Annotated in this window: 19 protein-coding genes; 14 read left to right on the top strand and 5 right to left on the bottom strand. The window is 46.4% G+C overall.

Annotated elements, in window-relative coordinates; genetic code table 11:
- Positions 1-67 precede the first annotated feature (67 nt).
- Positions 68-943: a divergent polysaccharide deacetylase family protein gene (locus tag ABIE27_RS11825; protein ID WP_429350581.1), complete on the top strand. Its 876-nt coding sequence runs from the start codon at positions 68-70 to the stop codon at positions 941-943.
- Here the strand turns inward: ABIE27_RS11825 and ABIE27_RS11820 are convergent.
- Positions 918-1,667, bottom strand: coding sequence for an N-acetylmuramoyl-L-alanine amidase family protein (locus ABIE27_RS11820; protein WP_123064336.1), 750 nt, complete (start codon positions 1,665-1,667; stop codon positions 918-920). The genes ABIE27_RS11825 and ABIE27_RS11820 overlap by 26 nt on opposite strands.
- 194 nt (positions 1,668-1,861) lie before the next feature.
- On the opposite strand from ABIE27_RS11820, the gene ABIE27_RS11815 reads away from it, so the two are divergent.
- Positions 1,862-2,059 (top strand): YqzE family protein, encoded by a 198-nt coding sequence (locus ABIE27_RS11815; RefSeq protein ID WP_123064337.1) that lies wholly within the window; start codon positions 1,862-1,864, stop codon positions 2,057-2,059.
- Between the two features lie 111 nt (positions 2,060-2,170).
- Here the strand turns inward: ABIE27_RS11815 and ABIE27_RS11810 are convergent, their stop codons facing one another.
- The 3 genes from ABIE27_RS11810 to ABIE27_RS11800 form a co-directional block, all read right to left on the bottom strand.
- Positions 2,171-3,124 (bottom strand): hypothetical protein, encoded by a 954-nt coding sequence (locus ABIE27_RS11810; RefSeq protein ID WP_429350580.1) that lies wholly within the window; start codon positions 3,122-3,124, stop codon positions 2,171-2,173.
- Positions 3,125-3,253: 129 nt separating this feature from the next.
- Positions 3,254-4,426, bottom strand: coding sequence for a YqhG family protein (locus ABIE27_RS11805; protein ID WP_429350579.1), 1,173 nt, complete (start codon positions 4,424-4,426; stop codon positions 3,254-3,256).
- A gap of 5 nt (positions 4,427-4,431) precedes the next feature.
- A complete protein-coding gene (locus ABIE27_RS11800; protein WP_123064339.1) occupies positions 4,432-6,192 on the bottom strand; it encodes a DEAD/DEAH box helicase in 1,761 nt (586 codons plus the stop codon).
- Between the two features lie 260 nt (positions 6,193-6,452).
- Between ABIE27_RS11800 and ABIE27_RS11795 the strand changes: the two genes are divergently transcribed.
- The 11 genes from ABIE27_RS11795 (at position 6,453) to ABIE27_RS11745 (ending at position 23,640) form a co-directional block, all read left to right on the top strand.
- Positions 6,453-9,260 (top strand): adenosylcobalamin-dependent ribonucleoside-diphosphate reductase, encoded by a 2,808-nt coding sequence (locus ABIE27_RS11795; RefSeq protein ID WP_429350578.1) that lies wholly within the window; start codon positions 6,453-6,455, stop codon positions 9,258-9,260.
- Positions 9,261-9,683: 423 nt separating this feature from the next.
- Positions 9,684-9,863, top strand: a complete 180-nt coding sequence (locus ABIE27_RS11790) for a hypothetical protein (protein ID WP_123064341.1) — start codon at positions 9,684-9,686, stop codon at positions 9,861-9,863.
- Between the two features lie 65 nt (positions 9,864-9,928).
- Entirely contained in the window at positions 9,929-10,780 is an 852-nt protein-coding gene (locus ABIE27_RS11785; RefSeq protein WP_123064342.1) for an ATP-binding cassette domain-containing protein, read from the top strand.
- Positions 10,777-11,493 carry a hypothetical protein gene (locus ABIE27_RS11780; RefSeq protein WP_123064343.1) on the top strand — a complete coding sequence of 239 codons (717 nt, stop codon included), beginning with the start codon at positions 10,777-10,779 and terminating at the stop codon, positions 11,491-11,493. Before ABIE27_RS11785 ends, ABIE27_RS11780 begins: the two co-directional genes overlap by 4 nt.
- A gap of 495 nt (positions 11,494-11,988) precedes the next feature.
- Positions 11,989-14,076, top strand: a complete 2,088-nt coding sequence (locus tag ABIE27_RS11775) for an acyltransferase family protein (RefSeq protein WP_429350577.1) — start codon at positions 11,989-11,991, stop codon at positions 14,074-14,076.
- A gap of 296 nt (positions 14,077-14,372) precedes the next feature.
- Positions 14,373-15,686 (top strand): extracellular solute-binding protein, encoded by a 1,314-nt coding sequence (locus tag ABIE27_RS11770; RefSeq protein WP_429350576.1) that lies wholly within the window; start codon positions 14,373-14,375, stop codon positions 15,684-15,686.
- Between the two features lie 135 nt (positions 15,687-15,821).
- Positions 15,822-16,703: a carbohydrate ABC transporter permease gene (locus tag ABIE27_RS11765; RefSeq protein ID WP_429350575.1), complete on the top strand. Its 882-nt coding sequence runs from the start codon at positions 15,822-15,824 to the stop codon at positions 16,701-16,703.
- Between the two features lie 15 nt (positions 16,704-16,718).
- Positions 16,719-17,594, top strand: a complete 876-nt coding sequence (locus ABIE27_RS11760) for a carbohydrate ABC transporter permease (protein WP_123064347.1) — start codon at positions 16,719-16,721, stop codon at positions 17,592-17,594.
- 30 nt (positions 17,595-17,624) lie between these two features.
- The gene (locus ABIE27_RS11755) at positions 17,625-19,442 is read left to right on the top strand and encodes a sensor histidine kinase (RefSeq protein WP_123064348.1); all 1,818 of its coding nucleotides are present in this window, start codon (positions 17,625-17,627) and stop codon (positions 19,440-19,442) included.
- Positions 19,439-21,040: a helix-turn-helix domain-containing protein gene (locus ABIE27_RS11750; RefSeq protein ID WP_429350574.1), complete on the top strand. Its 1,602-nt coding sequence runs from the start codon at positions 19,439-19,441 to the stop codon at positions 21,038-21,040. The genes ABIE27_RS11755 and ABIE27_RS11750 overlap by 4 nt, the downstream gene beginning before the upstream one ends.
- A 20-nt stretch (positions 21,041-21,060) precedes the next feature.
- Positions 21,061-23,640, top strand: coding sequence for a beta-mannosidase (locus ABIE27_RS11745; RefSeq protein ID WP_429350573.1), 2,580 nt, complete (start codon positions 21,061-21,063; stop codon positions 23,638-23,640).
- 283 nt (positions 23,641-23,923) lie between these two features.
- Here the strand turns inward: ABIE27_RS11745 and ABIE27_RS11740 are convergent, their stop codons facing one another.
- Positions 23,924-25,045, bottom strand: a complete 1,122-nt coding sequence (locus ABIE27_RS11740; protein ID WP_123064518.1) for an FAD-dependent monooxygenase — start codon at positions 25,043-25,045, stop codon at positions 23,924-23,926.
- A gap of 295 nt (positions 25,046-25,340) precedes the next feature.
- On the opposite strand from ABIE27_RS11740, the gene ABIE27_RS11735 reads away from it, so the two are divergent.
- The gene (locus tag ABIE27_RS11735) at positions 25,341-25,823 is read left to right on the top strand and encodes a MarR family winged helix-turn-helix transcriptional regulator (RefSeq protein WP_090924395.1); all 483 of its coding nucleotides are present in this window, start codon (positions 25,341-25,343) and stop codon (positions 25,821-25,823) included.
- Positions 25,824-25,911: the final 88 nt, after the last annotated feature.

Genomic DNA, 25,911 nt, shown 5'->3' with positions numbered 1-25,911 from the left:
GAGCTTACATAGAACTGTGGCTGAAATCAAACAATGAGAACACCACGTTTAAAGGAGGCTGCAGAGCATGATACGTAATCAAGAGAAACATGGCTACTCGGTTAAATTGAAGTTTTCATTTTGGATTTTCCTGTGTGTCATAATAACTGTCATTGGATCAGGAGGAACTGGAGTTTCTGCCATGCCTGCGACGTTACCGGAGCCGGCTTTATCATCATCTTCTCAGCCGAATCGAATGGCTATCATTATTGATGATGTGGGCAACGATATGAGGGGCACGGCAGAGATTCTCGATATGCCTGTGAAGCTGACGGTGGCTGTGATGCCCTTTTTACAAACGACAAAGAAAGATGCGATCGCTGCCCACGAAAAAGGGATGGATGTGATTGTTCACATGCCGATGGAACCCAAGAAGGGCAAGCCCGAGTGGCTTGGACCAGGGGCCATTACATCCAATCTGACGGATGAGCAGGTTCGCGAACGGGTTGAAAAGGCCATTGATAATGTGCCTTATGCCATCGGCATGAACAATCATATGGGTTCTAAAATTACTTCGGATAAACGCATTATGTCCATTATACTGGATGTATGCCTGGAACGTGGTCTCTTCTTTGTGGACAGCCGTACGAATTTTCGTTCTGTGGTTGGTGATCTCGCGATAGCCAAAAACATGCCGCCTGTGGGCAATGACATTTTTTTGGATGACCAGAATTCAAAGGCGCACATCCGCAAGCAGCTTGATCTGGCTGCTCAGCGTGCAGTTGAGAAGAAAAGCTGCGTTGTCATTGGTCATGTCGGTCATACAGGCATGAATACTTCTGCAGTGATAAGGGAGTCAGTCTCTAGGTTGCAGAATCAAGTTCAATTTGTAGGCATCGGTGATATGGTGCGGGATGTATGGCATTGGCAGGCAGCACCTACACTACCGACAGATAATAAATAATCCCTTCCGCAATCGACTGGGCAATTCGCTTTTGTTCTGCGGGATCACTGATTCTTGCCCGGTCAGCTGAATTGCTTAAAAAACCTGTTTCCACAATTACAGCCGGATGCTTCACATAATTTAGCATGTAAAATGGCTTGCCCCAGACGACTTCCCGATGTGTACCACATAAGCGATTCATGGCATCCTGGATCGATTGAGCCAGCAGATAGCTGCGCCCCTCTTTCTGATGAAGCACTACAGGGCCGTGAGTAGCTGAACGTGGGCTCCAGTTCGCATGAATGCTAACAACGATATCGGTGCTGACTTCCTCACTGAGGCTTTTACGCTGTGCGAGATCCCTGATGTGACGTGAGCGGCTGTTTAACCAACGGTTTTCATCACTAAGTGCGTAATCACCAAGACGGTTAATCATGACTGTGTAACCTTTGCCGCGAAGCAGTAAGTAGATCTTTTGACTGATCGCTAAATTGATGTCTTTTTCCAGAACACCTGCTTCAGTTGTTCCTCCGTCAATCCCTCCGTGGCCAACATCCAGCAGGATAACGGGTGCCGCAAAAGCATGGTGGCTTGAGCGATAGGAATCTCCGTCCGTGATTGGCAAGATGGATGGCTGGTTGGCAGATGGATCAGGGCGAATCAGCGCGGAAGCGGAAGAGAGACCGGAAAGGGAAAAAACACTGATCAGAATAGCTGTAGAAATCGTCAGCAGCAACTTAAACATCGAATTACACACTCCTTCAAGATATTGGTATTGAAGCACAAAGAGAGGCAGGATGGATACCTTTGGCATTAGACTGTGCATTTTAGATCATTTCATACGCTACTTGCATAAAAAAATGTTTAGTTCAATCACGTCTTGCGCACAATAGGGATAACGTTAGATCACGAATGTGCGGAAGAAGAGGAGGCTCTATGATGGCTAAAAGTGATGAACTGGTTAAATACATTACACAGCGTGTGGTCCGTTATATCGACACACCGAAGGATGAGCGAAAGGAACGGAGAACACAAAAGAGAAGGAAAGAGCCCTGGTCCATGAAATGGTTTGGCATGATTCCATTTGCAGTATCCTTATGGGTAGACAAGAAGAAAAAAAGATCAGAGAAGAGTTAACCGAGTCGTAAAAAAATACGAACACAAATGCCAATTCAAGAAGACGCAATCCTTTATAAGGATGCGTCTTTTTATGAACCATTTTGGGTTTTAAGTGAGGTTAGTCGTGTGCTAAGGATTAATCTTGTAAAAATGTCCATCATTCAAGAGCTTATTCAAGGGGATGAAGCGTTGAGTGGAGTTAAAGCCACCAAGACCAACATAAAGATCAGACTCTGAACCTGCAATACTCCATAACTGGTATGCACTTACTGGCAACGGACCACCGTAGAACAGATTCCATTCTTCTGCTGAGAAGACAAGGGCTTCTCTATAATTCTGCTGGAGCTGTTGCTTGATTTGAGAGGGCTGCAGCGGTTCAGATGTCAACCAGGTCAGTTGAAATGAAGGGTCAAAAGCAGGCTGTATAATAACTGGGCTCGTTTGCAACATTGCAGTATCAGGTATGGCTATCTGTTGTTGCAGTTCCTTCAAGTCGAAAGATTTCATTTCAGAGCCAGTCTCTACATACTCTAACCGATCGGCTGGCAACAAGTCTCCATTGGATGCATCAATGTACAAAGCGGGATGATTCACACGTTCCACTTTCCAATAAGCCAATAAAGGAGGAGCATATCCACGTGTGAGCTTCCCGCCAGCAGTTTGTAATGTTTTTATATCCAAACCTTGTCGTTCCAGAGCCTGTCCTAGCAGCTCGTTATGATACAGGGATTGTTCTCCCTGACCATATTCGCTGAGAAGGAGCTGTCCTTGGGGATTTATGGATATAATCATGTATCCAATGGGCTTGTCCTGAATGCTGGCATGCACAAACCAGCCGTGGTTACCTGGCCCTAATGGATAATATTCAAGCTTAGCTACCAGCCAATCTGAATTGGAGGTACCGAGTGCGTTCACTTGCTGTTGTGCAAATTGCTCTACTGATGCGGGCGCCAGCCTGTTCGTTGGTGCGGCTGCATGAGTCGTCGGCCAGATGGAGAGAAGAGTAAAGCAGATGATCATGCTTATGAAGATCGATAGGCAATGCCTGATATTTCGGCGGTTTGGCCGGAGCCGTTTTTTCATCATAAACACCTTCTTCCTGACTTCATTGTAGAGGATAGGGGATGCAAAGGGTGCTGCAACCTGTCGGTTCAACGGTTATGAATAAACACTACTTTTGCCAGCATTTGCAGGAAAAGTAGTGTACTCGTCTTATCTTAAGTGAAACATGCCGCTGCTTATGGCAGTGACCTTCACCTTCGGCTCATATTGCCAGATCATCTCGGTTCGCCTGTTCTCATACTGCAGTTTCATCGCTTCACGATCTATGACTGCCTGTTTTGCTTTTTCTTGCTCGGGGTCTACATCATCTTGCGTCTGTTGTATGGTAGATTCGGCAGCCAGTTCCACGTCAGCCGGGAGCGGTTCTAATATGCCGCGAACCCGATTAATAACAGGATGAGCAGAAGCAGAAATGCTCGTTTTTGACAGGTTTGCTACAGGTTTAGTTTGAGCCGTTTCGACTTCAGTGACCTCAGGCATATCTTCTCGCAGTACGGCTTCATAGTAGGCATCCACCACATCGAGTTCGAGTTGTAGTCGTTCTTTCGCTTTTTCCGCCCAGCTATAATCCAGCCTGCTTAAGTGATTGGTGAGATGTGACTCGAGAGCAGCCCCTGCATCAACAAGTGAAATTTTTGGTGCCTGGGCATGCATATTTTCAGCCAGTCTTGGACTGAGATCACGCCGGCTCAGCTTGCTACCAAACTTTTCGATGATTTCACCTGATCGTAGTGAAATGCCGAGGAAATGTAATTCCTCTCGTTTCAGGTCACAAGCAAACTCGACTTTAAAACAAACCCCTAGCCAAGGTTCATACACAGCCGGGGATGTAGCCCTGATCTGGCGTTTGGCGGCTTGTTCAAACAGGTTCACGAAGGCGCCACCTTCGCGGGCTGCGGCAAAAATCTGCTGTAATCTGCGGCTGCCATATACAACATCTTCTCGCAGAATACGTCCGGGGCCGAGCTGCGGCATGGAAGGTGTGATACCAAAATAACGTCCGAGTATCGTTTCTTTCGGCGCGGCAGGGTTCGTTTCAGGAGATGCTTGAGCAGGCTGAGACGCTTTGGCCTTGGCTTCCGCCGCTTCAATGATTTGCTGATAAGCTTCCGGGTCAAAAACAAATGTAAATGACATGGTCTCAGGCTGGGCCCCTACACGCTCTACAAATCCCCAGTAATACGGACGGTTCGTTAATGCCTTGTCTGCTTCAGGTGATAGTTTAACCGTCACATGAGCAGGTGACCGTTCCATGATCTGACAATCCAGAGCTTCCAGATAGGTCAAAACGTAAGCCTGGATCTCATGCGGTGACATCGTCATGGATATCAGCGTCCCCCTTTGTGAAGACCAAGTTTGGTGATTAAAGGCACCTCGTCAGCAACTTCGCGCTGAATCGTGTTCAGCGACTGTCCGAGGGTGTCCATTTTGCGGCGAATATCCTCTTCGTTTTGCGATTCCAGCATAATTTTGTAGAGACTTTTTTCGATGGATTCTTTTTTCTCCAGCCGTTCGAGAATGACATCAAGTCCACCGATAACCATCTCAAACATATTAATCTTCTCATGCAACAGATTCAGAATATGTTCCTCAATCGTACCTTTGGTAGAAAGGTTGAAAATGTTAACGTCATTTTGCTGACCGAGCCGATGAACCCGGCCAATCCGCTGTTCAACCCGCATCGGGTTCCAGGGTAGATCAAAGTTAATCATGTGGTGACAGAATTGCAGGTTGATGCCCTCACCACCGGCTTCCGTTGCGATCATCGCCTGTACACGGCCGCGGAAAAGATCCATCATCCAATCTTTTTTGCCGCGGTTCATTCCGCCCCGATAGGGAACAGCCGTCAGTCCGTTGTTACGAAAATAGTTCAGCAGGTATTCCTGCGTCGCCCGGTATTCCGTGAAAATAATGACTTTCTCATTCATATCTCGAATCAGTTCCATCGTTTTTTCGGCTTTTGTATTTTCTTTAATCGCCTTGATATGAGCAACCAGTTCCCAAATTTTATCCCGCAGTGGAGAATCCAGCGGCAACTTTTTGGACAGATTCACGAGCGTTACAAACACAGCGTCCCGGCTGCTACAGACTTCCCGTTGCAACGTGACGAGCGAAAGCATGCTGCTAAGGTTACCGCCCGCTTCCTGGTATTGATCTTTGACAAACGAGGTTACACCGTCATAGAGCGCTTGCTCTTCAGGTGAAAGTTGCAGATCCACGTTAGAGACGTTGCGTTTCGTAAATTGCACGGGGCCTTCGCCACGTCTGTTGCGGATCATGACTTTGGATAGCTCATCTTTGAGCTGCTCCTGATTTTTGGGCACACGTTTATCGACGACAAAGTTGGCGGCAAAATCGCCCTGACGACCAAGCTGACCGGGCTTCAGCAGGTTGATTAGATTGAAAAGCTCGCTCATGTCGTTCTGTACAGGCGTAGCAGTGAGTAACAGGCAGTATTTTTTGCGTAATTGCAGCATGAATTGATAATTGGTTGTTTTTTTGTTTTTAAGTTTATGTGCTTCATCAATGATGATCATGTCATAGTCCATACTCAGCAGCATATCTTTGTGCGGGTCTCGCTTGGCAGTGTCCATGGAAGCCACAACGACGTCATTTTGCCAGGAATAAGCCTTTTTCTGCGCAACTGCAGGGATGCCAAATTTGGAATTCAGTTCACGTACCCATTGCAATACAAGCGAGGCGGGTACAAGAATTAACACTTTCGATACAAGACCACGAACCATATATTCTTTCAAAATCAGACCGGCTTCAATCGTTTTGCCCAGACCTACTTCGTCGGCGAGAATGGCTCGGCCTGACATTTCAAATAATACTTTGCGTGCCGTATCCATCTGGTGAGGAAGTGGAGTCAGATCCTGCAAATGTTTCAGACATTGAATTTCGTCAAAGTTCGGGATGAGATTCGTTTCTTCTGCCTGAATACCGAGCTGAAAGAGTCGGTAATCCCCCCAAGGCCCGCCTTTGTCTAAACGAGATTCAAGCTGATCCAGCCAGCTTCGATCAAACTCAAGAGGAACAGGTAACTCAGCTACAGGTTGATTCTGATGATGCGGATGTTTCCGGTTCATGATGCTTCCTCTCCGTTCTTGTGTAAAATAAATCATTCAAAAATATAGACGACGTGTTATTCGTAGGTAATAGTATGGACGAAGGAAGGCAAGTTCATAACCTGTTTCAGAACATCTATGAAATAAATCACATAGAAAATCAATATATAGTGTAATATAATAGTTATAAATCACTACATGTAGTATATGGGCATGGATTATTTTCAGGGACAGCATATGATTTGAAATGAATGGTTTATTCGGGGAGGTTGATTGCAGAGATGGCATCCAACAATACAGGAACGAACCAACAAGTGAAGCATCATGAGAACAAGCACAAGCTGGAAGGGCTCAGCGAGAAAATATTTCTGGATCGGTACGCATGGAAAGACGCCGATTCAAATCATGCAAAAGTCGGCGATGTCGTACTTGTATTAACAAAGGATGATCCCAAGTTTCCGGTGAAGGAAGTCGGCGAGATTGTTGAACGACAGGGACAACAGGTTAAAGTACGGACACGTAGCGATATCATCATAGAGACCAATGTAGAGAAATTGACACTGACGATAGAGAAAACGCCGGAAGAGATGTGGGATCGTCTTGCCCAAGCGATGGCATCTGTTGAATCGACACCTGAACAACAGGCTGTTTGGGAGATGAAGTTTCGCTCGGTGCTGGATGACTGGAAACTGGTTCCCGGTGGCCGCATTGCTGCTGGTGCTGGGGCCAGTGATGAGTTGACGCTGTTTAACTGTTATGTCATTCCTTCTCCGCAAGACAGCCGGGCCGGCATCATGAAGACGTTGACCGAAATGACCGAAATTATGGCTCGCGGCGGTGGCGTGGGCATCAATCTGTCTTCCCTTCGTCCGCGGCGTGCGGTGGTGAAAGGTGTGAACGGCTCGTCCAGCGGGTCGGTATCCTGGGGCGGTTTGTTCAGTTATACGACGGGGCTTATCGAACAAGGCGGCAGCCGACGTGGCGCGCTGATGCTAATGATGAATGATTGGCATCCGGATGTGCTGGATTTTATTACGGTTAAACAAACGATGGGGCAGGTGACTAATGCCAATCTGTCCGTTTGCGTGAGCAATGCATTCATGGAGGCTGTTAAGCAGGACGGTGATTGGGAGCTTGTTTTTCCCGATACCAGTGACCCGGACTATGATACGCAGTGGGATGGTGATCTGACCAAATGGAAAGGGGCAGGCCATAACGTTATTCCATATCGTACCGTCAAAGCACGTGATATATGGCATACGATTATTGAATCTGCTTGGAAATCAGCCGAACCTGGTGTGGTTTTTATGGAGTACTACAACCAGATGTCGAACAGCTGGTATTTTAATCCGATTATCTGTACAAATCCTTGCGGGGAACAGGGCCTTCCAGGCTGGGGAGTATGTAACTTGTCGGCGATCAATCTATCCAAATTTTATGATGAAACAAACGACGATGTGGCATGGGAAGAGCTGGCGAAAACGACGCGAATTTCAGCAAGATTTCTGGACAATGTGATTGATGCGACGCCGTATCATTTTGAAGAAAATCGATTAAACCAGCAGCGTGAACGCCGGGTGGGGCTGGGCACAATGGGACTTGCTGAACTGATGATCAAGTTACGTATCCGATATGGCAGTCTGGAATCGCTCGATTTTCTCGATAAACTGTATGGATTTGTGGCAAAGGAAGCCTATCTGGCTTCAGCGGAGATTGCCGCGGAGAAAGGTGCGTTCCCGGCGTTTGAGGTAGAACCCTACTTACAGAGTGGATTTATGAGACAGATGACGGCAACGTACCCGGAGGTTGGAGAGGCGATCCGTGAAAAAGGAATTCGTAACGTGACGCTGATTACTCAGGCGCCTACGGGAAGTACCGGAACGATGGTGGGCACATCGACTGGCATTGAGCCCTATTTTGCTTTTAAGTATTTTCGCCAGAGTCGTCTTGGGTATGATGAACAATTTGTGCCGATTGCGGAAGAGTGGCTGGAGCAACATCCTGGTGAATCCTTACCGGATTATTATGTGACGGCGATGGATCTTTCGGCCGAAAATCATATTCGCGTGCAAGCTGCCATTCAGAAGTGGGTGGACAGTTCGATCTCGAAAACGGCAAATTGTCCTTCTGATTTTACCGTACAGGACACGGCAGAACTGTATGAGTTAGCTTTTGATCTCGGTTGTAAAGGAGTAACGATTTATCGGGACGGCAGCAGAGATGTTCAAGTACTTTCTACTTCGAAGAAAAAAGACACCTCGGCTAATGAGGAGCAGAATGCGGAAGCCTTTGAGCAAAAACAAGCGGTGCTGCCTGATGATACAACAAGTCAGATTGGTGGGGATAAAGAGGAATTTAACAGCCCGTTGGCTGAGTCCGTTTCGGTAGCAATTTCGGCGTATGCAGAGCGGGAGACCAGCTTGCCAGCCTTGGGGAAACAGATAACGGATGTGGTGGATAAACAGTATAAACGCCGCCCGCAAGTATTGCGCGGGGCAACGTATAAAATCAATACGCCGTTCGGCATGGCTTATATTACGATTAATGATCTGGATGGAACACCCGGCGAAATATTCCTCAATGTGGGCAAGGCAGGTTCGGATGTATTTGCGATGGCTGAGGCACTGGGACGGGTATGCTCTCTATTCCTGCGATATGGCGATCATGGCCATAAGGTGGAGTTGCTTATCAAACATCTGAAAGGCATCGGAGGTTCAGGGGCTATTGGTTTTGGAGCTAACCGTGTGGAATCCATTGCGGATGCCGTCGCGAAAGCGCTGGAAAGCCATGTTCAGATGAATGAGCACGTGAATGAGGTTGATACGCTTGAAGCACAGAGTGAAAAGAAGAATGAGGGCATTGGAGTGAAGAAGTCGAACAGTGCTAACAGTCAGAACAGCACCAACAATACAAAGGGAGCTCTGCTGAACACGCAGGCACCGACCCCGAATCCGAATGACGCGGGAGGCGATGGGCAAAAGACTTTTATCCAATCTATCGACTTATGTCCCTCATGCGGCTCGGCGTCACTGATTAATGTTGAAGGTTGCAAAACATGCAGTAACTGCGGATACAGCAGGTGTAATTAAGCTATTCCAGAACAAATCTGGAATAGAGTATTGATCCAATGAACCTCAATAGGAATGTTTTTTCTACTGAAACAAATTTACAGAACGAAGTGCTGACTTACCGGCACTTCGTTTTTTTGTGTGGACGCAAGTAATCCATTGAAGTGGTGGCCCAGCGCTAACGATCCCAGAAGACACTATTTAGACTAATTTGTACTCGCTAGACTTCAATTGAACTGCCTAACCCCCGATTGGTTTCATTAGTCATCGGTGTGTATCGAATCTAGTTTCAACTGAATTATTTAATCATTAGAAATCCCTTTAATCTTAAATATGTTAAAATAAGGACGTTGCGCTGACAAACCCGGTTAAACGCAGCACATATTCTGTTCAAGTTCTTGTTCATCAACAGGTCCTAAACGAAGAAAGGAGGCAGCAACTATCATGAATAAACATTGGAAAAAGTACTTGTTTTTGTTTGCTGTGATCGTGCCGATCTCAATAGTTAACATTTTTACGCTCCCATATCACCATCGTTATATTGCAGTAGCTATATTTCCAGCGCTATTCTGGGTACTCTACTATTCATGGATCGTGTTAGAAAGAAAACGGGATCGTCAGTGAGATTAAGCTGCTACGATGGTCGAGTAGATTTTGAAGTGAAAGAGTGAGGCGGTGAGAAAGTGACAATGAAGGTATTGTTAACATTAAACGAAGCTTCTAAGAAATATGAGGGGCGAGAAATTTTAACAGACGTTTCGCTTACAATTAGTCAAGGAGATTGCATTATTATAAGAGGAAACAATGGTTCTGGGAAAAGTACGATGCTCCGAATGGTGAGTGGATTAATTCCATTAACGTCGGGTCAAAGACTACTTGAGCATACGAATCTAGTGATTGGATATACCCCTGATCGATTATCTAAACTAAGGATGACTTCAACGGAGTATTTGACACACATGGGGAGAATATCAGGTATGACCAGGAAAGAATTGAAAGAACGTATCAGGGAGCTGCATGATTTGTTTTGTCTTGAACAAAGTGATCAATTGAAGATGAGTCATTTCTCAAAAGGAATGCTGCAAAAGACAAATGTAATGCAGGCTATGATTAAAACGCCGGATCTCCTGGTACTAGATGAACCTTTCTCAGGGTTGGATAAAGAATCAACGGGGCATTTGCTTCATTCTCTGAAGAAGATTAAGGATGAAGGTACATCGATTTTGGCAGCCGTGCACGATCCATTATTAGCAAGTCAATTGGAAAGCAACACGTACTGGATTCATCAAGGAAGACTAAGTAAAGAGAGTATGCATACGTCGTCTGAAAAGAAGGTTGTGTATTTTGAACTGGAAGGCAGTATAGATTTAGACGTTGTTGATTATCTTCTTGATTTTTATCCCGATATTACATATAAAAGAAGCCAAATTGGTTATATGCTCATCACTTTTATGTATAAAGATTATAGTAGCTTTTTACCCGAATTTATAAATAAAGGCGGAGAGATTGTTAGCTTAACCAGAAAGGAGCTAGGCTCATGATCTCATTACTGTCATATTTACATACCTGTTTCATGCGTTCTTATCGTTATGGTCCAGCTACTTTTGTATTTTTTATGGGGATCATTTTCGTATATAGTGTCGTTCCGAATCCAGTAATGGCTAGTTATGCATTTTCAACAACATTTATTTTTATTATTTCTGCTGTCATTTGTTATACGTTGATTGATATGGAAACGACAAATCAGGAATCGGTGACGGTATTGCATAGTGGCAGTTTAGTAAAACTTTATGTTGCGAAATTGTTGTATTGCTGGATTTTTACCATTCCACTAGCTCTGTATGCCGTTTCTTTCCCAGCCATTTTTCAAAAGTTTGATCGAAATCCGAGTATTGAAGAGCTAGGCATGGCCCTGATCTATCATATGGTTTCATCTTGGCTGGGAGTCGCTTTAGCCTGTTGGTTTAGTTCTAAGTTTATTCGTTCCCGCGTGATGTCTTTTTTAATGCTGAGTGTGCTCATTGTTATTACACTTTCTGTACAAGGCATAGAAAATGTATTGCCAGACGGATTTAAACCCATGATTTTTCTGTTGCCGCCTCTAGGTAGTACTATAGATGTGTTAGTTCATTATGATGCTCAAAATCTACTCCAGAAGCTATGGGTAACAATGATATCCCTCGTATATGGTGCGGTTACAACAGGATTATTTGTTTTAATGATTCATAGACGCAAGCTGGATTCCATGCATTGATACTCCCGTTCCACCTCTAGAGTCCTAGGAAGGAAGAAGCAATTATAAGCAAAACTTTCAATCCACTCTGAGATCGGTTTATAATGGATAGTGGCTGCTGAGCAAGTCGGCAGCCTTTTTCTATTGAACAAGCTCAGGTAATTATGTCCAGTCGATGAAAAGCACTATATTAAACGTTGAATATAGAGTATGATTTTACAGCTGATTATGCTGGCAGAAAAGGTTACATCGCTTAAATGGGTTTGTAACTATTCTTGTAAATTATGAAGTTGTTCTCAGGCGTATAATGCTAAACGTGATCGTGAATGCACGAGAAAATATATAAGTCTGATTGACAATCAATACAACTAAATCTATAGGCAAATCGTCTTCTTTATGTTGTAAATGAAAGATGGAAGGTGCAATACGTATGTTAATAACAACCAGAATGACCCAGTGCAACAGAATGCCCCGATCTCGATGGATGTGGACTCGCAGTAACAAGGGGGGGCGCGCATGTCACAATCAGTGAAAAAAAAGAGGCATATGAACGGACTGGATGGCTTACGAGCCATCGCGGTATTTGGTGTAATTGCTTATCATTTAAATTTGGATTTCATTCCGGGCGGACTGCTCGGTGTAGGTATATTTTTTGTTTTGTCAGGCTATCTGATTACCGATATTTTGTTATCCCAGTGGCGGGAACATGGGCGCATTGCGCTTCGAGATTTCTGGGCAAGGCGGTTTAGGCGATTATTGCCTGGCATGCTAACCATGACAGCGGTTGTGATGCTCTGGCTGTTATGCACAGACTCGTCCCGGCTTGCTTCACTCAAAGGGGATATCTTATCCGGAGTAACGTACATAAGTAATTGGTGGTATATCTTTCACCATGTTTCGTATTTTGAAAGTTTCGGTCCGCCATCACCTTTTGGACATTTCTGGTCACTGGCTGTTGAGGAGCAGTTTTATCTGCTTTGGCCGCTTCTGTTAATTGCAGGGATCGTGTTGTTCAAAAGAAAAGGATGGCTGGTCGTCTCCATTGTTGTTGCAGCTGAACTTTCAGCTGGCGCCATGGCCATCATGTATAACCCGGATTTGGACCCAAGCCGTGTATATTATGGAACAGATACCCGTGCATTTGCCCTGCTTGCCGGGGCAGCGTTAGCTGTAGTCTGGCCAAGCCGGAAGCTATCCGGCACACTGCCTGCGATGAATCGGCTTGTATTGGACGCATCGGGAGTTGCTGCCCTAGCGGTGCTGATCTATATGATGCTGAATACGAGCGAATACGACTCGTTCCTGTATCAGGGAGGCATGGTGATACAAGCGATTGCCGCGACCTTACTGGTGGCTGTGCTTGCCCATCCTTCGTCTTTGCTGGGACGGATCATTGGGGCAAAACCATTGCGCTGGATCGGTGAGCGTTCGTATGGAATGTATTTGTGGCATTATCCGATCATTGTTCTGACCAGTCCTGTTGTAGATACGGGCGGTGCACATCCTGTACGTATGTTGCTGCAAGTCATTGCAACGGTCGTACTTGCATCGATGTCGCTAAAATATATTGAAAACCCGATTCGCTATAACGGATTTCGTGATTCCTTGTCGAAACTATGGGGAAGAGGCCGCACATCCATCGTTCCCCGTCAGGTGTGGTGGAAACGAACAGGCCTGCTGATGACGCTGCTGTTATTATGTTATGCCGTGTCACAGATGGTGCTGCCTGTGGCCGCCAATTCAGATTCGCATTCGGTATCCATTTCTACCGTATTTAACGGCGAGAAGTCGGCTGAAGAAAAGGGTCAGGATGTTGTCCCCGTTACAACCAAACCTTCGGAGTCCGGGCAAAAGAATCCATCTGTTCAGCCAGGTACGGAGTCAGCGTTAGACGGGAAAACGGATGGGAGTCACAAGCCTGGAGCGGCATCTGCGGAAGGGTCTAAATCGGGCAAGCCGGACAATTCGTCCAGTGATAGCGGGGATGAGGACAACTCGCTCGACAATAATGCTGCTTCCAATTCATCGGATTCAAGCAACAAAGAAACCGATCCCTCGGGTTCGACACCCGATGAAGGTACAACCGATGCAACGGATTCAGGAGCAACAGATAAACCTACGGCACCAGTCACCAAGAATGGGAAAATCCAATATACCATTATCGGAGATTCCGTTATTCTGGATGCCAAGCCTTATCTGGAAGAGAATATTTCTGGTGTATATGTAGATGGTCATGTCGGTCGTCAGATGTGGCAGGCCGGAGATGTACTGAGAGATCTGAAGCGTAACAAGCAAATGGGCAATCAGGTTGTGCTGGAGCTTGGAACGAACGGTTCCTTTAATTCCAAAAATTTAAAGGCTGTGCTTGACGGCTTGAAGGATAAAAGCCGGGTGTACCTTGTCACTGTACGTGTGCCGCGTCCTTGGGAACGAACGGTGAACAAGGCTCTGACGGATGCATCCTCCAGTTACAGTAATGTTTCTCTTATTGATTGGAATCAGGCAAGTGAAGGGCATGACGAATATTTTGAAAAAGATGGAGTGCATTTGACCGCCGAAGGTTCTGAAGCTTTTGCAGCATTGGTGAAAAACAGTCTTCAATAACCGAACGATTAACATGAAGAATCCTCTAATATGAACTCATTCTGGTTATATCTTTGAACTATACGATACACGTTCAGCGTATGGAGTGTATATCCACCTTTAAAGTCTCTCCCTGTGAGCAATGGGATTGAAGTTATTTTTGACTTCAATCCCATTGTCATGGGGAGGTCTTTTTTTTGATATGTAAACAGGAAACCGATATTATTCACCCCTGCATCCGTGGATCGTCACCTTACGTTATGATAGCGTTACCATTTACAATACAGATATTAAGTGCTCAAGGGGGAGTAGAAACAATGAGGAAAAAATGGTTCTCAGGCATAGTGGCATTAACCTTATTCGCCGTTATTTTGGCAGGGTGCACAAGCGGAGATTCTTCCGAAGCTGGCAGCGGCAGTGACAAAGTCACCGTGACCATCTGGCATAACTGGACAGGACAAGACGCCAAAGCGGTGGCGATGCGCAAAATTATTGAAGATTTCCGAACAGCACATCCAGACATCGAGGTGGTGGATGAAGGTTTGCCTACGGATGGACTTAAAACAAGACTGCGCACGGTTGCGGCAGCCAACGAGATGCCTGATCTCTTCGTGATGTGGCCGGATGCGATGACCAAGGAGTTCGTCAAAGGAGATCTGCTGCAGCCGATCAACGCAGAACTGGATGCGAAGCCGGAATGGAAAGACAATTTTATTCCAAATGCACTGGATGGATATACAGTTGAAGGCAATATTTATTCTGTTCCGATGAATCTGGCGCCCAGCTCTTTTATTTATTACAACGAGGCACTTTTCAAAGAGAACAACGTAAAGGTTCCTGAAACATGGGCTGAATTGGAACGGGCAGTTGCTTCGTTTAACGAAAAAGGGATTATTCCGATGGCTCTCGGTAACAAAACGAACTGGGTTGCCCAGTCTACCATTTTCAGTACGCTGGCGGATCGGGTGACGGGTACAGACTGGTTTCTGAAAGCCGTAGCTCAGGATGGTGCAAGTTTCACGGATCCGCAATTTGTTGAAGCGTTGAAGAAAATGCAGGAACTTGGAAACATAAAGGCTTTTCAGGACGGATTCAACAGTATTGATGAAACCCAGATGATGCAGCTTTATTTCCAAGGGAAAACAGCGATGGTCATGAACGGCGGGTGGGCGCTCGCCAACCTCGTTAACAATGCACCGGAAGAAGTGCTGAAAAATACACATATTACAATTTTGCCCCCTGTAGATGGCGGCAAAGGTGAACCAAGAACGACATCAGGGGTCGTCGGAACGGGGCTCGGTGTTAGTAAAAAGTTAAGCGGTGCTCAAAAAGACGCCGCGATGGAGCTGTTCTACGCACTGGCTGGTCCGGACGGTCAAAAAGCTACGCTGGATAGCAGTACACTGGTCAGCTACAAGATTGATCTGGATAAGTCCAAAGCTCATCCGTTGTTTGTGGAATTGTACGATCTGATGCAGGAAGTAAAGATTACGCCGGTATACGATTCCAAGCTGGGATCGGCTACGGTTGAAGTGATTAATAACGGGCTACAGGAGCTGCTGATGGGCGGCAAAGCGGAAGATATCGCGGGCCGAATTCAAGCAGCACAAGCGAATGCAATGAAACAATAGGTTGCTTCCTGCTTCGGGAGGCTGATTAACCTAAGCACAGTTCATTCCCCTTCCCGGCAGGGGAGGGGTTTTTAATTAAGAGGAGAAGTCCGATACCGGACAGATTAGAAAGGCAATACAAGGGGAGTGAAGCCATTGAACGCATTACAAAGTCGGCGTTTTATTATGCTGGGGCTTGCACCGGCAGTTATTATCTATGCATTGTTTGTGTTTGTGCCTGTTGTGTGGTCAGCATATTACGGCTTTTTTAACTGGTCTGGCATTGGCGCATCGACGTATATTGGCCTGAGCAACTATGTGGAGATCTGGAATGACGCGATCTTTTGGCGGGCTTTGAAAAATAATGTCATTTTTGTGCTCGCTTCGGTGTTCGGTCAGATTCCATTAGCACTCATGCTGGCAGTTATGTTACACAAAAGCAACCCGCTCCAGCGCTTTCTGCGCTCGGCCGTATTTTTGCCTATGGTATTGTCAACCGTTGTCATCGGCATGATCTGGCAGTATATCTATCATCCACAGATCGGTATCTTGAATTTTCTGCTGGATGCAATAGGGCTAGAGAGCTGGAAGCTGCAATGGCTGTCCGATGCAAAGATCGCGATATTTTCTCTAGTGCCACCCTTGCTCTGGAGTTTTGTTGGACTGTATCTGATTATTTTTATCTCTGCTTTGCAGAACATCCCGGGTGAAATCCATGACGCAGCTAAAATAGACGGCGCATCTGGAATCCGTAAACTGGTTTCCATTTCACTGCCGATGATTTGGGGAACGGTACAAGTTGCAATTATCTTATGTATTTCAGGCAGTCTGAAGTCCTTTGATCTGGTCTACATCATGACAAAGGGAGGGCCGGCTCACGCAACGGAGTTGCTCGCTACGTATATGTATAACTCTACGTTTACAACGTACCGATATGGTTTTGGTAGTGCGATCTCTACAACGATTGTTCTGATTTCCCTGTTACTCATCGGAACAAGCCAGTGGGTGACCAGTCGGAAACGTAAAGAAAAAAGGTAGAAAGGAGGCGCGCTCATGCGAACAACACCTGTGACCATACCAACACCACGAGGCCATGCAGGGCATTCCATCCGGCAGATCCGCAAAGGAATCGTTTGGACGCTTCTTACGGTCTATGGTATTTTAACATTGTATCCGTTTTATTGGCTTGTGATTAGTGCGTTCAAAACGAATGAGGATTTCTACAGCAGACCTTTTGGTCTACCGGCACACTGGAATGTGGCCAATTTTACACATGCCTGGGAAAGCTCGAAGCTCGGAACGGCCTTTGGCAATTCACTAACCGTAGCGATTGGCTCGCTGATCCTGACGCTGTTTATCGCGGCGCTGGCTTCATTCATTCTGGCACGATTCCAGTTTCGCTGGAAAGGGCTGGTTATGACTTTTTTCGTTGTAGGCATGCTCATCCCGATTCATAGTACACTCGTTCCGTTGTTTATTTTGATGAAACAGATGTCCTTGCTCAACACGTATTGGGCTTTGATTCTGCCGTATACTGCGTTTGCTTTGCCAACGGCAATCTTTGTGTTGACAGCTTATCTGGTTAGCATTCCGCGTGATATTGAAGAGGCAGCTTTTATGGATGGAACCGGACTTTGGGGACTTTTTACCCGTATCATGCTTCCCATGTCGCTTCCTGCACTGTCTACGGTGACCATTTTGAGTTTTTTACATGCGTGGAACGATTTTTCCTTCGCCCTTGTATTTATTAATAAAACGGGATTGAAAACGTTACCGCTTGCCATTGCGAACTTTGCAGATGGGTATCAGACCGATTATGGTCTTACGCTTGCTGCCATGACCCTGTCCGTTATTCCCACCATCATAGTCTATTTAATCTTTCAGGAACAGGTGATGAAGGGCATGACAGCAGGTGCAGTCAAAGGGTAAGCGAGGGGCGCATCCAAAGGAGGAACAGAGTTGGTTCGCTGGCTTACATCTTCACTGCAACGAAAGCTGTCCGTCGTTGTCACAGCCTCGATGATTGTGCCACTTGTAGCGCTTGGACTATTTGCTTTCCTGTTCGCCTCACGCATCACGGAGGAAAAAACGAAGCTGTCCGGGATGGATACACTGAAACAAGTGGAAGCGAATCTTCGTTATATGCTCCAGGATGCGGAGAATTTATCCATTTTCCTGATTGGCGAAAGAGATATTCAGCAGTACCTAAGCCGGGATGAGGATCATGAACCCGATCGCTTGGACATTGTGGGCCGAATGACCAATCTGGCTGCATCCAAAAAGTACATTGCGAACATCGCCATCTATCCCGGGCGTTTTGATGCTTCGTTGTCCACAGCCACTTGGTATGAACCGGACGGGGAGGGCCTGTTCTATCCGTCTCTCCCTAGTGGAAACGCGGATAAAAGGTGGACGGGTGTATATCCCGTTCGCAATTATGCTGGAATTCAAAATGTCATTACGTTGATCAGGCCAATCCGCAGCATCCACAATTATCGTCCCATCGGCTGGCTTAGCATCAGTTTAAATGAAAATGCGATCTCTAAAGGGTGGCCAGCGTTTGGACTGGGTAGAGGGGAAGGTAGCCTTGAACTGATCGGCAACACAGGGGAGGTTCTGTCCTCTATGGATAAATCCCGGCTTGGGTTACATGTATCTGATCTCGAACCGGGACTGATTACGCGCATCCAGAAGGGGCACAGTGGGACGACTACGTATGGTGAGCAAGAACGAAAACGTACGGTCCTGTATTACCCTGAGGAACTGACGGGGTGGACGCTGGTTGGTATGGTTCCTTACGAGCAATACCGATCAGAGAATAGTTACATTATTATTTTGACAGCCATTGCGGTTGCCTTATCAGCGTTAATCAGCGGTGGTTTGGTCTGGTTCACGGTTCGCAGGGTTACGAGGCCGCTGCTTGTATTAACCCGGCATTTGTCTCGGATTGACCCGAAGCGCCCCTTGCCGTTATTTCGAGCAGAAAGCGATGACGAGATTGGCAAGCTGGGCGAAAGTTACAATCTGCTTGGTGCACATATTGAATGGCTTAAGGAAGAGATCATTCGTGGGGAAGCTCGCAAAAAAGAAGCAGATCTGCGCGTGCTCCAGGCTCAGATTAATCCTCATTTTCTGTATAACACGCTCTCCTCTATTCATTGGATCGCGCTGATGTCCAAAGAAAACCGGATTGCAGATATGGTAGAGGGACTGAGTGATTTTCTGCGAATCAGTTTGAATAAGGGGCAGGACTATTGCCCGGTTGCCCAAGAGATTGCACATATCCGTCATTATGTACGGGTACAGTCGATTCGTTTTCCGGATCAATTCGTGCTGCATTATATTGTTGATCCTGCATTGGAGCAGCGAATGATGTTAAAGCTTCTGTTGCAGCCACTCGTGGAGAATGCCATGATTCACGGGATTCAACAGGCAGAAGGCCAAGGTACGATAACGATTATGATTCAGAAGGATGCTGTAGTTGAGCGAATGAACATTTTAGTGCTGGACGACGGTGCGGGCATGGAACTGGAGCAATTGGAGCAATTGAGGGCCAGTATTATACCCGCGGATGAGAGTAACATGTTGCCGCAAGGCAGTCGTTCCCAAGGGAAGCAACCGGAGCAGTCGTTATCCGATGGAGGGTATGGTCTCCGTAATGTGAACGAACGCCTGTTTCTTCATTATGGAACGGATGCGTTGCTTGAAATACACAGCAAAAAGGGCGGAGGCACACGAATTTCGTTCTCCATTCCAATTCTGGAGGAATCGCCATGAGATTATTGATTGTGGATGACGAAGTCATTATTCGCACAGGGCTCGCGAGTGTGATCGCCTGGCATGAACTTGGCATTGACATCCTTCCGCCAGCTGCTTCTGCCGAGGAAGCTTTAACTCGACTAGCAGAGGAACGCCCGCATATTTTGATGACCGATATTCGAATGAATGGCAAGTCGGGGCTGGAGCTGGCGGAAGAAGCGCAGCATCTGCTTCCAGAGCTGGAGGTCATTATTTTATCAGGTTACGATGATTTCTCCTACGCCCAGCAAGCGATCCGTAATGGTGTCACAGACTATCTCCTGAAAACGAGCAAACCGGAAGAGATCATCAAAACGGTGTTGCAGGCGAAAGGGAGAATTACAGAACGGTGGGCAGAGAAGTCCCGTGAGGGACAATTCCTACGTGAGAACCGGGAGAGGAAGTTTGCCGGCTGGGTGATCGAAGGTAATATGAATTCGGGGAGTTGCCCGTCCTTCCTCGCATTTCATGAGGAACATGCGCCCAACGTTCAATCCATAGAGCAAGTTAGCGGCAGTGAGCGGCCAGTGAGCAGGCAAGTTGTAGTTATTGAGGCAGAGGGTTGGGGCCGTTCTTCCGATGCGTTGCTTCGGTTTGCTGTGCAAAATATGATGGAAGAAGTGCTCCCAGGAACGATTGCCCAGGTTGACAAACAATATGTTGTCTGTGTTCTGCCTGTGGCTTCTGAAAACGAAGTAAGCGTATACAGGATAGAGGAAGGCATAGATCGTATGGAGTCATGGTTGAAATGTTCTCTTCGTGCTGTGCTTGGTAAACCTGTTCACCACGCTTCTGAATTGCACCATAGTTATCAAACGGCGTTAGTAGCTTTACAGTATCGTGGACTGCTGGATACCAAAGTGTGGCGGTATGAAGAGATCAACGTCAGGCGAGGTGGCAAAACGGTGTTGACACATGAGGAGGAAACCACCCTCGGTACGTTGCTAATGGACAATGATCCAGTCATGCTTACAACGTGGATACGTGAATTGATTACCAGGTTGATTGCAGAACCTGATGTCACACCAGGATCTTATGTAGCTTGTCTACATTCGGTGGTCATTGCAGGACACCGCTGGCTGGCGCGAACACTTCAAGCGATTGGAAGGGAACAACCCTCCAGGCTTGAGCCTTGGACGCCTGAATCTGATAAGAAACCAGCAGAGATCGGGGATGAATTGTTCCACCATCTATATGATGTGATGCATGCATATCACAGTCGCATGGGACAGGGGCAGGCCGCACATGTGCAGAAAGCGATAGGTTATATTGAAAATGCACTGGCACAGGATATTAGCTTGCAACAGGTAGCCGGGCAGGTTCATTTGCATCCAGGCCATCTTAGTGAATTGTTTAAAAAAGAAATGGGTGTAACCTTTGGTGATTTTGTTACAGATATGAGGATCAGACGGGCAATGGATATGCTCGTTGTGTCTCCGGCAAAGGTCAGTGAAATCGCAGCAATTAGCGGTTATGAGGATGTGAAGTATTTTAGCAGACTGTTCAAAAAGCATACGGGCAAAACACCGAGTGAGTACCGGGAGCAGGCACTTGCATTCAAATCTTCAGGCAGCTAGACGGGAGGAGCAGGAGTACAATGGTCAACGTTTGTCGTACAAGTCAGGATTTATCAGGACAGTGGAGGATACAACATTACGAAGTTGGAGAAAAGCGAGCAATGGATGTTGCCGCTGCAGCGCTGGATGACCGATTCTGGATCGGGGCAGCCGTACCTGGTGATGTTCATGGGGCACTTGAAGAGCGTGGAATTATTGATCCGATTTATTTTGGACATAACGATGCGAAAAGTCGCTGGATCGAGCAGAAGGAGTGGTGGTATCGCACCACCTTTAATCTAGAACGGGGTGCATCTTCAGAGGAACATATTGAACTCGTATTTGAAGGTTTGGATACGTTTGCAACGGTATACGTCAATGGACATGAGGCCGGAAAAACAGCTAATATGCTGATGTCTCATACATTTGATGTGACCCGTTTGGTGCGAAGCGGCTGGAATGCGATTGCGGTGCGCTTTGACCCGCTTCATCTTCATCATCGTGATAAGGAGACGTTTGACTGGTCTTCCTATACGAAGGAACGCCCGTGGCTGCGTAAAGCGGCTATGAATTTTGGCTGGGACTGGGGGCCGCGTATCGTTACGGTAGGGATCTGGGGAGCTGTCCGTCTGGAGCGCAGCACGGTGGCCAAACTGAAACATGTTTACGCACGAACCAACGCTGTAAGCAAGGAACAGGCTCAAGTACAAGTCACTGCAGAAGTACAATCTGTTTTATCTCTGCGAAGCAAGCAAAAACGGACACAGCCTGTCGTGACCACTTGTGATATTCGTCTTCTGGATCAGCAAGGAGAGCTTGTAGCAAGCGTTATTTCTTCATCTGTAGAACAGGGAAGAGCAGATGTAACCTTAGATGTGGATCATCCCTGCTTGTGGTGGACTCATGATCTGGGTGAACCCTATCTGTATACCATTGAGGTTACACTCTATGCAGGTGGCCTAGCTTTGGATCGTTATTGTCAGCCGTATGGCATACGGACGATTGAGCTAGCTCTGCAGAATGAGCAGGGAGAGAGCCGGTTTGCTTTTATCCTGAACGGAGTCAAAATTTACGCCAAAGGAGCAAACTGGATACCTGCCGATCAACGGATTGGAATGATTCCGAGTTCACGGTACCGCGAACTTGTGGAACTGTCTGTAGAAGCACATATGAATATGCTGCGTGTATGGGCAGGCGGTATCTATGAGAAAGAAGTTTTTTATGACGAATGTGATCGGCAAGGGGTGCTCGTCTGGCAGGATTTTGCCTTTGCCAACGCGTTATTTCCGGATTTCAATCGTGACTTCATGCAAAATGTACAGCAAGAGGTTGAAAATAACATACTTCGCTTACGTAATCGTGCTTCACTTGCGATCTGGTGCGGCAACAATGAAATCGACTGGCTGTATGATATGAAAACGGCAAGTGGTGATATCACAAGTCCGTTCTACGGGGAGCATATCTACCATGAGCTGATTCCGGAGGCATTGGAGCGGCTAGATCCGTCCAGGCCGTACTGGCCTTCTTCACCTTATGGTAGAGAGCATGGACAGGATGCGAATGACCCGGATACCGGAGATCGGCACAACTGGCAGGTGTGGCACGGTTCTGTATACCCGAGGAAACAGGGAGAAGTACCTGTTCTGGATTATAGCATTGAGGGGGTCACGTTCAAAAATTATAAAAAGGATCAAGCGCTGTTCAGCAGTGAATTTGGCATGCATGCTTCAGCTAATCGGTATACGCTGGAGAAAAATACACCTACTGGCCAGTTTTACTGGGGGAGTCCCGAAATGGCCTATCGTAATAAGGATACGAATCATCAGAAAGGGATTTTGCTGATGGAAGGGTACACGGGCATTCCGCAGAATATAGAGGAATACATGAACTTCTCCATGCTGACACAAGCAGAGGGTCTACGCTATGGGATAGAACATTTCAGGCGGATCAATGACCGCAATAGCGGCGCGCTGGTGTGGCAACTGAATGATAGCTGGCCCGGAACAAGCTGGTCGATGATCGATTATGAACTGCTGCCGAAGGCTTCATTTTATTATGCCAAAACGTTCTTTCATCCTGTACTATTGTCGCTCGAGCACGAACCAGAACACTCGCTTAATTTATGGGTAGTTAACGATACACAGGATGAAGTGGGAGGACAACTTCGGCTGAATGTTTATGACCTGCACGGAGAGTTGCTATATACCTCAACATATGTAGTAAAGGTACAAGCTCAGACATCTATGCAGATTGCTGCAGTGGAGGAAGCCGAAGTGCTTGGGACCAAACAGGCGGAAGAAGTGATGGTGGAACTGCAACCCCAAGGGTTTATTGCACCCGTAAATCGTTACTTTTTGCGTGATCCCAAAGATGTGGTGTTGCCGCAGTCTCAGCTCAGCGTTCATGTCAACGAAGAAGAACAATCCGTAACCGTTAATGTGAGTGGTGCCATTGCACGTATGGTGAAACTGGAGTTGCCGGTTGGCCGGGTTCGATTCAGTGATAACTATTTTGATCTATTGCCCGGAGAGAGCCGTACAGTAAGGTTGCAGCATCCAGAGATGCAAGCTTTGCCACTTCAAGAGTTGCGAGTAAGTGCAATGAATGCAAGTGAAGCTTGATTTAACCAGAACCTCAGTGTGAACAAGTATGAGCTGACTCACACCTATGATTCAAAAGGCTATTATCAGCCCATTTTTTGATTCGAAGGAGAACTGAATGGAGAGAATTGGGATGCTATGATCCCAGCAGTGAAGAATTGATTTCAGATTTGATGTTGTTCCTGATCAGTGCTCAGAGCAAAGAAAACCTCGTTAACGAGTTAAAAGCCATGTTTTCCCGTATGGGCAAGACATGGCTTCTGCACTTATTTTGAACATATGTTGTTGCGCATCCCGATTACAATTAGCGAAAGGATTCATACCGCTGCTGAAAAGAGGACTCCATTTCCACTTGGCGTGCCAGTTGTTGCTGTACTTTGGAGCCACGGATGACCTGCAGCTGCTGCAGCACATCGGAAGATGTGAAATCATTCTGTGCCATCTGTATAAGCAGTCCGGCAAGAACGTCGGCATCCTCGAGCGCGGCATTCAAGCCAAATGCCCCTGTAGGTGTCATCGTATGAGCAGCATCACCAATGAGTACGACATTATCCTCTGCCCACCGGGAACTATAACTGCTCTCTACAGACAGCAGCACAAAGTCACTCCAATCTTTGATATGCATAGCGACAGAATCCGCAAGACAAGGAAAGGCCGCTACCAGCTTGCTTACAAAAGGAGCAAAGGGCTGTTCACGCAGCTTAGCATATCCGCCTTCGGGAATATTCCATCCAATCTGTACATAACCACCGTATTGTGAAAATAACGCGAGCTGTTGACCATCCATACTTGCCATACGAACGGCGGGTTCCCATCCTGGAGGGGCGGGAATACGTGCCCATAACAGATCGTAGCCGTGTTTGCGAATCTCGGGTACAAGGCCGGCATGTTTGCGTACCGCCGAATATCTACCGTCAGCACCGATAACGACAGATGCTCTAATAGAGGCAGGAACACCATTTTGACGCACGTTAATGCCAGCAACATGGCCACTTTTGTCCCGAAGCAACCCGGTCATGACTGTATTGAAGCGAACCTGATGCATTGGCATTAGCGCTTCAATCTGAGCAGTGATCGCTTCGAGAAGATGATCTTGTGGAACGTGCACGCCAACGTGGTGCTCTCCTTTGGTTGGATCGGGGTTAATCGTGTGGATGATATTGCCTTCTTCCCAATATTGAATCTGTTCTAGTAGCAGTACCCCGCGCTCTTGGATGTGCGAATATAACCCATGCTTGTGTAGAATGCGTTCCCCGTCAGCGTTCAGCAGTTCTCCGCGAAACGATTTATGCAGATGTGGCTGTCGCTCAATGAGTAATGTAGAGATACCTTTCTGGTTAAGCAAATACGAAAGCAAGGCGCCTCCAGGCCCTGCCCCGACAATGCAGACATCCGTGTAAAGGGGATCGTTTGTTTGAGATTTCATCAATTTCATATACATTATTCCCTTACTATATAATGGTAAAAATCTAATGATGGACAAATGTTTACTTTATGATAACAGATTTATTTAAATTATTAAGTAACTAAAAGTAACTAAATGGACATACGTTATTATAAACAAAGTATTCTTTATATACAATAGGCCAAATTCAAATTTTTTATCACATAAAGGGAAGCACCCGTTTGCCCGCCAGGCAACCTTATTTTTTTCACAACCAAATGTGTGTAAATATGTTACAATATAAGGCAGGTTACAATGAAAGGCAGGAGGAACGGATATGAGCCCGAATACGGAGCGAAACTCGCAATTGGCAAACGTTGATCAATTGTTGGAGGCCTTCTTCAGATATAAAAATAAAGTATTGGATCAACAGCAAAAGTCAGAAACAAACTGTAAGTTGAACCCAACAAAAAGCCATATATTGGGCATGATTTTACGTGAAAAACGCTGCATGGCTGTTGATGTTGCGCGTCAGCTTAGTCTGTCCTCTGGAGCTACGACGATTGTACTTAATCAACTTGAAAGTGAAAATTTGATTCAACGGGAACGCAGCGAGGAAGATCGCAGAATTGTTTGGCTGTCCTTAACGGATGAAGGAGAGCAATTAGCCAGAACGTTGAATGCTAATCGTGGCCGCATGACATGGGAGTTGTTACAAGCGCTTACGGAGGAAGAACAACAGTTAATGCTGGGCATGCTCAAAAAAATAGAAATGAAGCTGCTGGAAAATATGAAATCTTTTGAGCAGACCTATCGTTAATTCATATGACACCTGAAGACGTCAGTCCTCATGCATTCGTGCCCGGTACCGGGTATGAATATGTGAAGACTGGCGTTTTGCGTGTTAT

Origin of the sequence: Paenibacillus sp. 4624, assembly GCF_050435065.1 — a bacterium.
Taxonomy (GTDB): Bacteria; Bacillota; Bacilli; order Paenibacillales; family Paenibacillaceae; genus Paenibacillus; species Paenibacillus amylolyticus_D.
This window is presented reverse-complemented; position numbering and strand designations above follow the sequence as displayed.

Coding starts and splice junctions, on each gene's coding strand:
- ABIE27_RS11805 (WP_429350579.1), bottom strand. CDS start 4,426: ATGACGATGTCACCGCATGAGATCCAGGCTTACGTTTTGACCTATCTG.
- ABIE27_RS11810 (WP_429350580.1), bottom strand. CDS start 3,124: ATGAAAAAACGGCTCCGGCCAAACCGCCGAAATATCAGGCATTGCCTA.
- ABIE27_RS11780 (WP_123064343.1), top strand. CDS start 10,777: ATGATCTCATTACTGTCATATTTACATACCTGTTTCATGCGTTCTTAT.
- ABIE27_RS11775 (WP_429350577.1), top strand. CDS start 11,989: ATGTCACAATCAGTGAAAAAAAAGAGGCATATGAACGGACTGGATGGC.
- ABIE27_RS11770 (WP_429350576.1), top strand. CDS start 14,373: ATGAGGAAAAAATGGTTCTCAGGCATAGTGGCATTAACCTTATTCGCC.
- ABIE27_RS11815 (WP_123064337.1), top strand. CDS start 1,862: ATGGCTAAAAGTGATGAACTGGTTAAATACATTACACAGCGTGTGGTC.
- ABIE27_RS11750 (WP_429350574.1), top strand. CDS start 19,439: ATGAGATTATTGATTGTGGATGACGAAGTCATTATTCGCACAGGGCTC.
- ABIE27_RS11745 (WP_429350573.1), top strand. CDS start 21,061: ATGGTCAACGTTTGTCGTACAAGTCAGGATTTATCAGGACAGTGGAGG.
- ABIE27_RS11790 (WP_123064341.1), top strand. CDS start 9,684: ATGAATAAACATTGGAAAAAGTACTTGTTTTTGTTTGCTGTGATCGTG.
- ABIE27_RS11820 (WP_123064336.1), bottom strand. CDS start 1,667: ATGTTTAAGTTGCTGCTGACGATTTCTACAGCTATTCTGATCAGTGTT.
- ABIE27_RS11760 (WP_123064347.1), top strand. CDS start 16,719: ATGCGAACAACACCTGTGACCATACCAACACCACGAGGCCATGCAGGG.
- ABIE27_RS11740 (WP_123064518.1), bottom strand. CDS start 25,045: ATGAAATCTCAAACAAACGATCCCCTTTACACGGATGTCTGCATTGTC.
- ABIE27_RS11825 (WP_429350581.1), top strand. CDS start 68: ATGATACGTAATCAAGAGAAACATGGCTACTCGGTTAAATTGAAGTTT.
- ABIE27_RS11785 (WP_123064342.1), top strand. CDS start 9,929: ATGAAGGTATTGTTAACATTAAACGAAGCTTCTAAGAAATATGAGGGG.
- ABIE27_RS11735 (WP_090924395.1), top strand. CDS start 25,341: ATGAGCCCGAATACGGAGCGAAACTCGCAATTGGCAAACGTTGATCAA.
- ABIE27_RS11800 (WP_123064339.1), bottom strand. CDS start 6,192: ATGAACCGGAAACATCCGCATCATCAGAATCAACCTGTAGCTGAGTTA.
- ABIE27_RS11795 (WP_429350578.1), top strand. CDS start 6,453: ATGGCATCCAACAATACAGGAACGAACCAACAAGTGAAGCATCATGAG.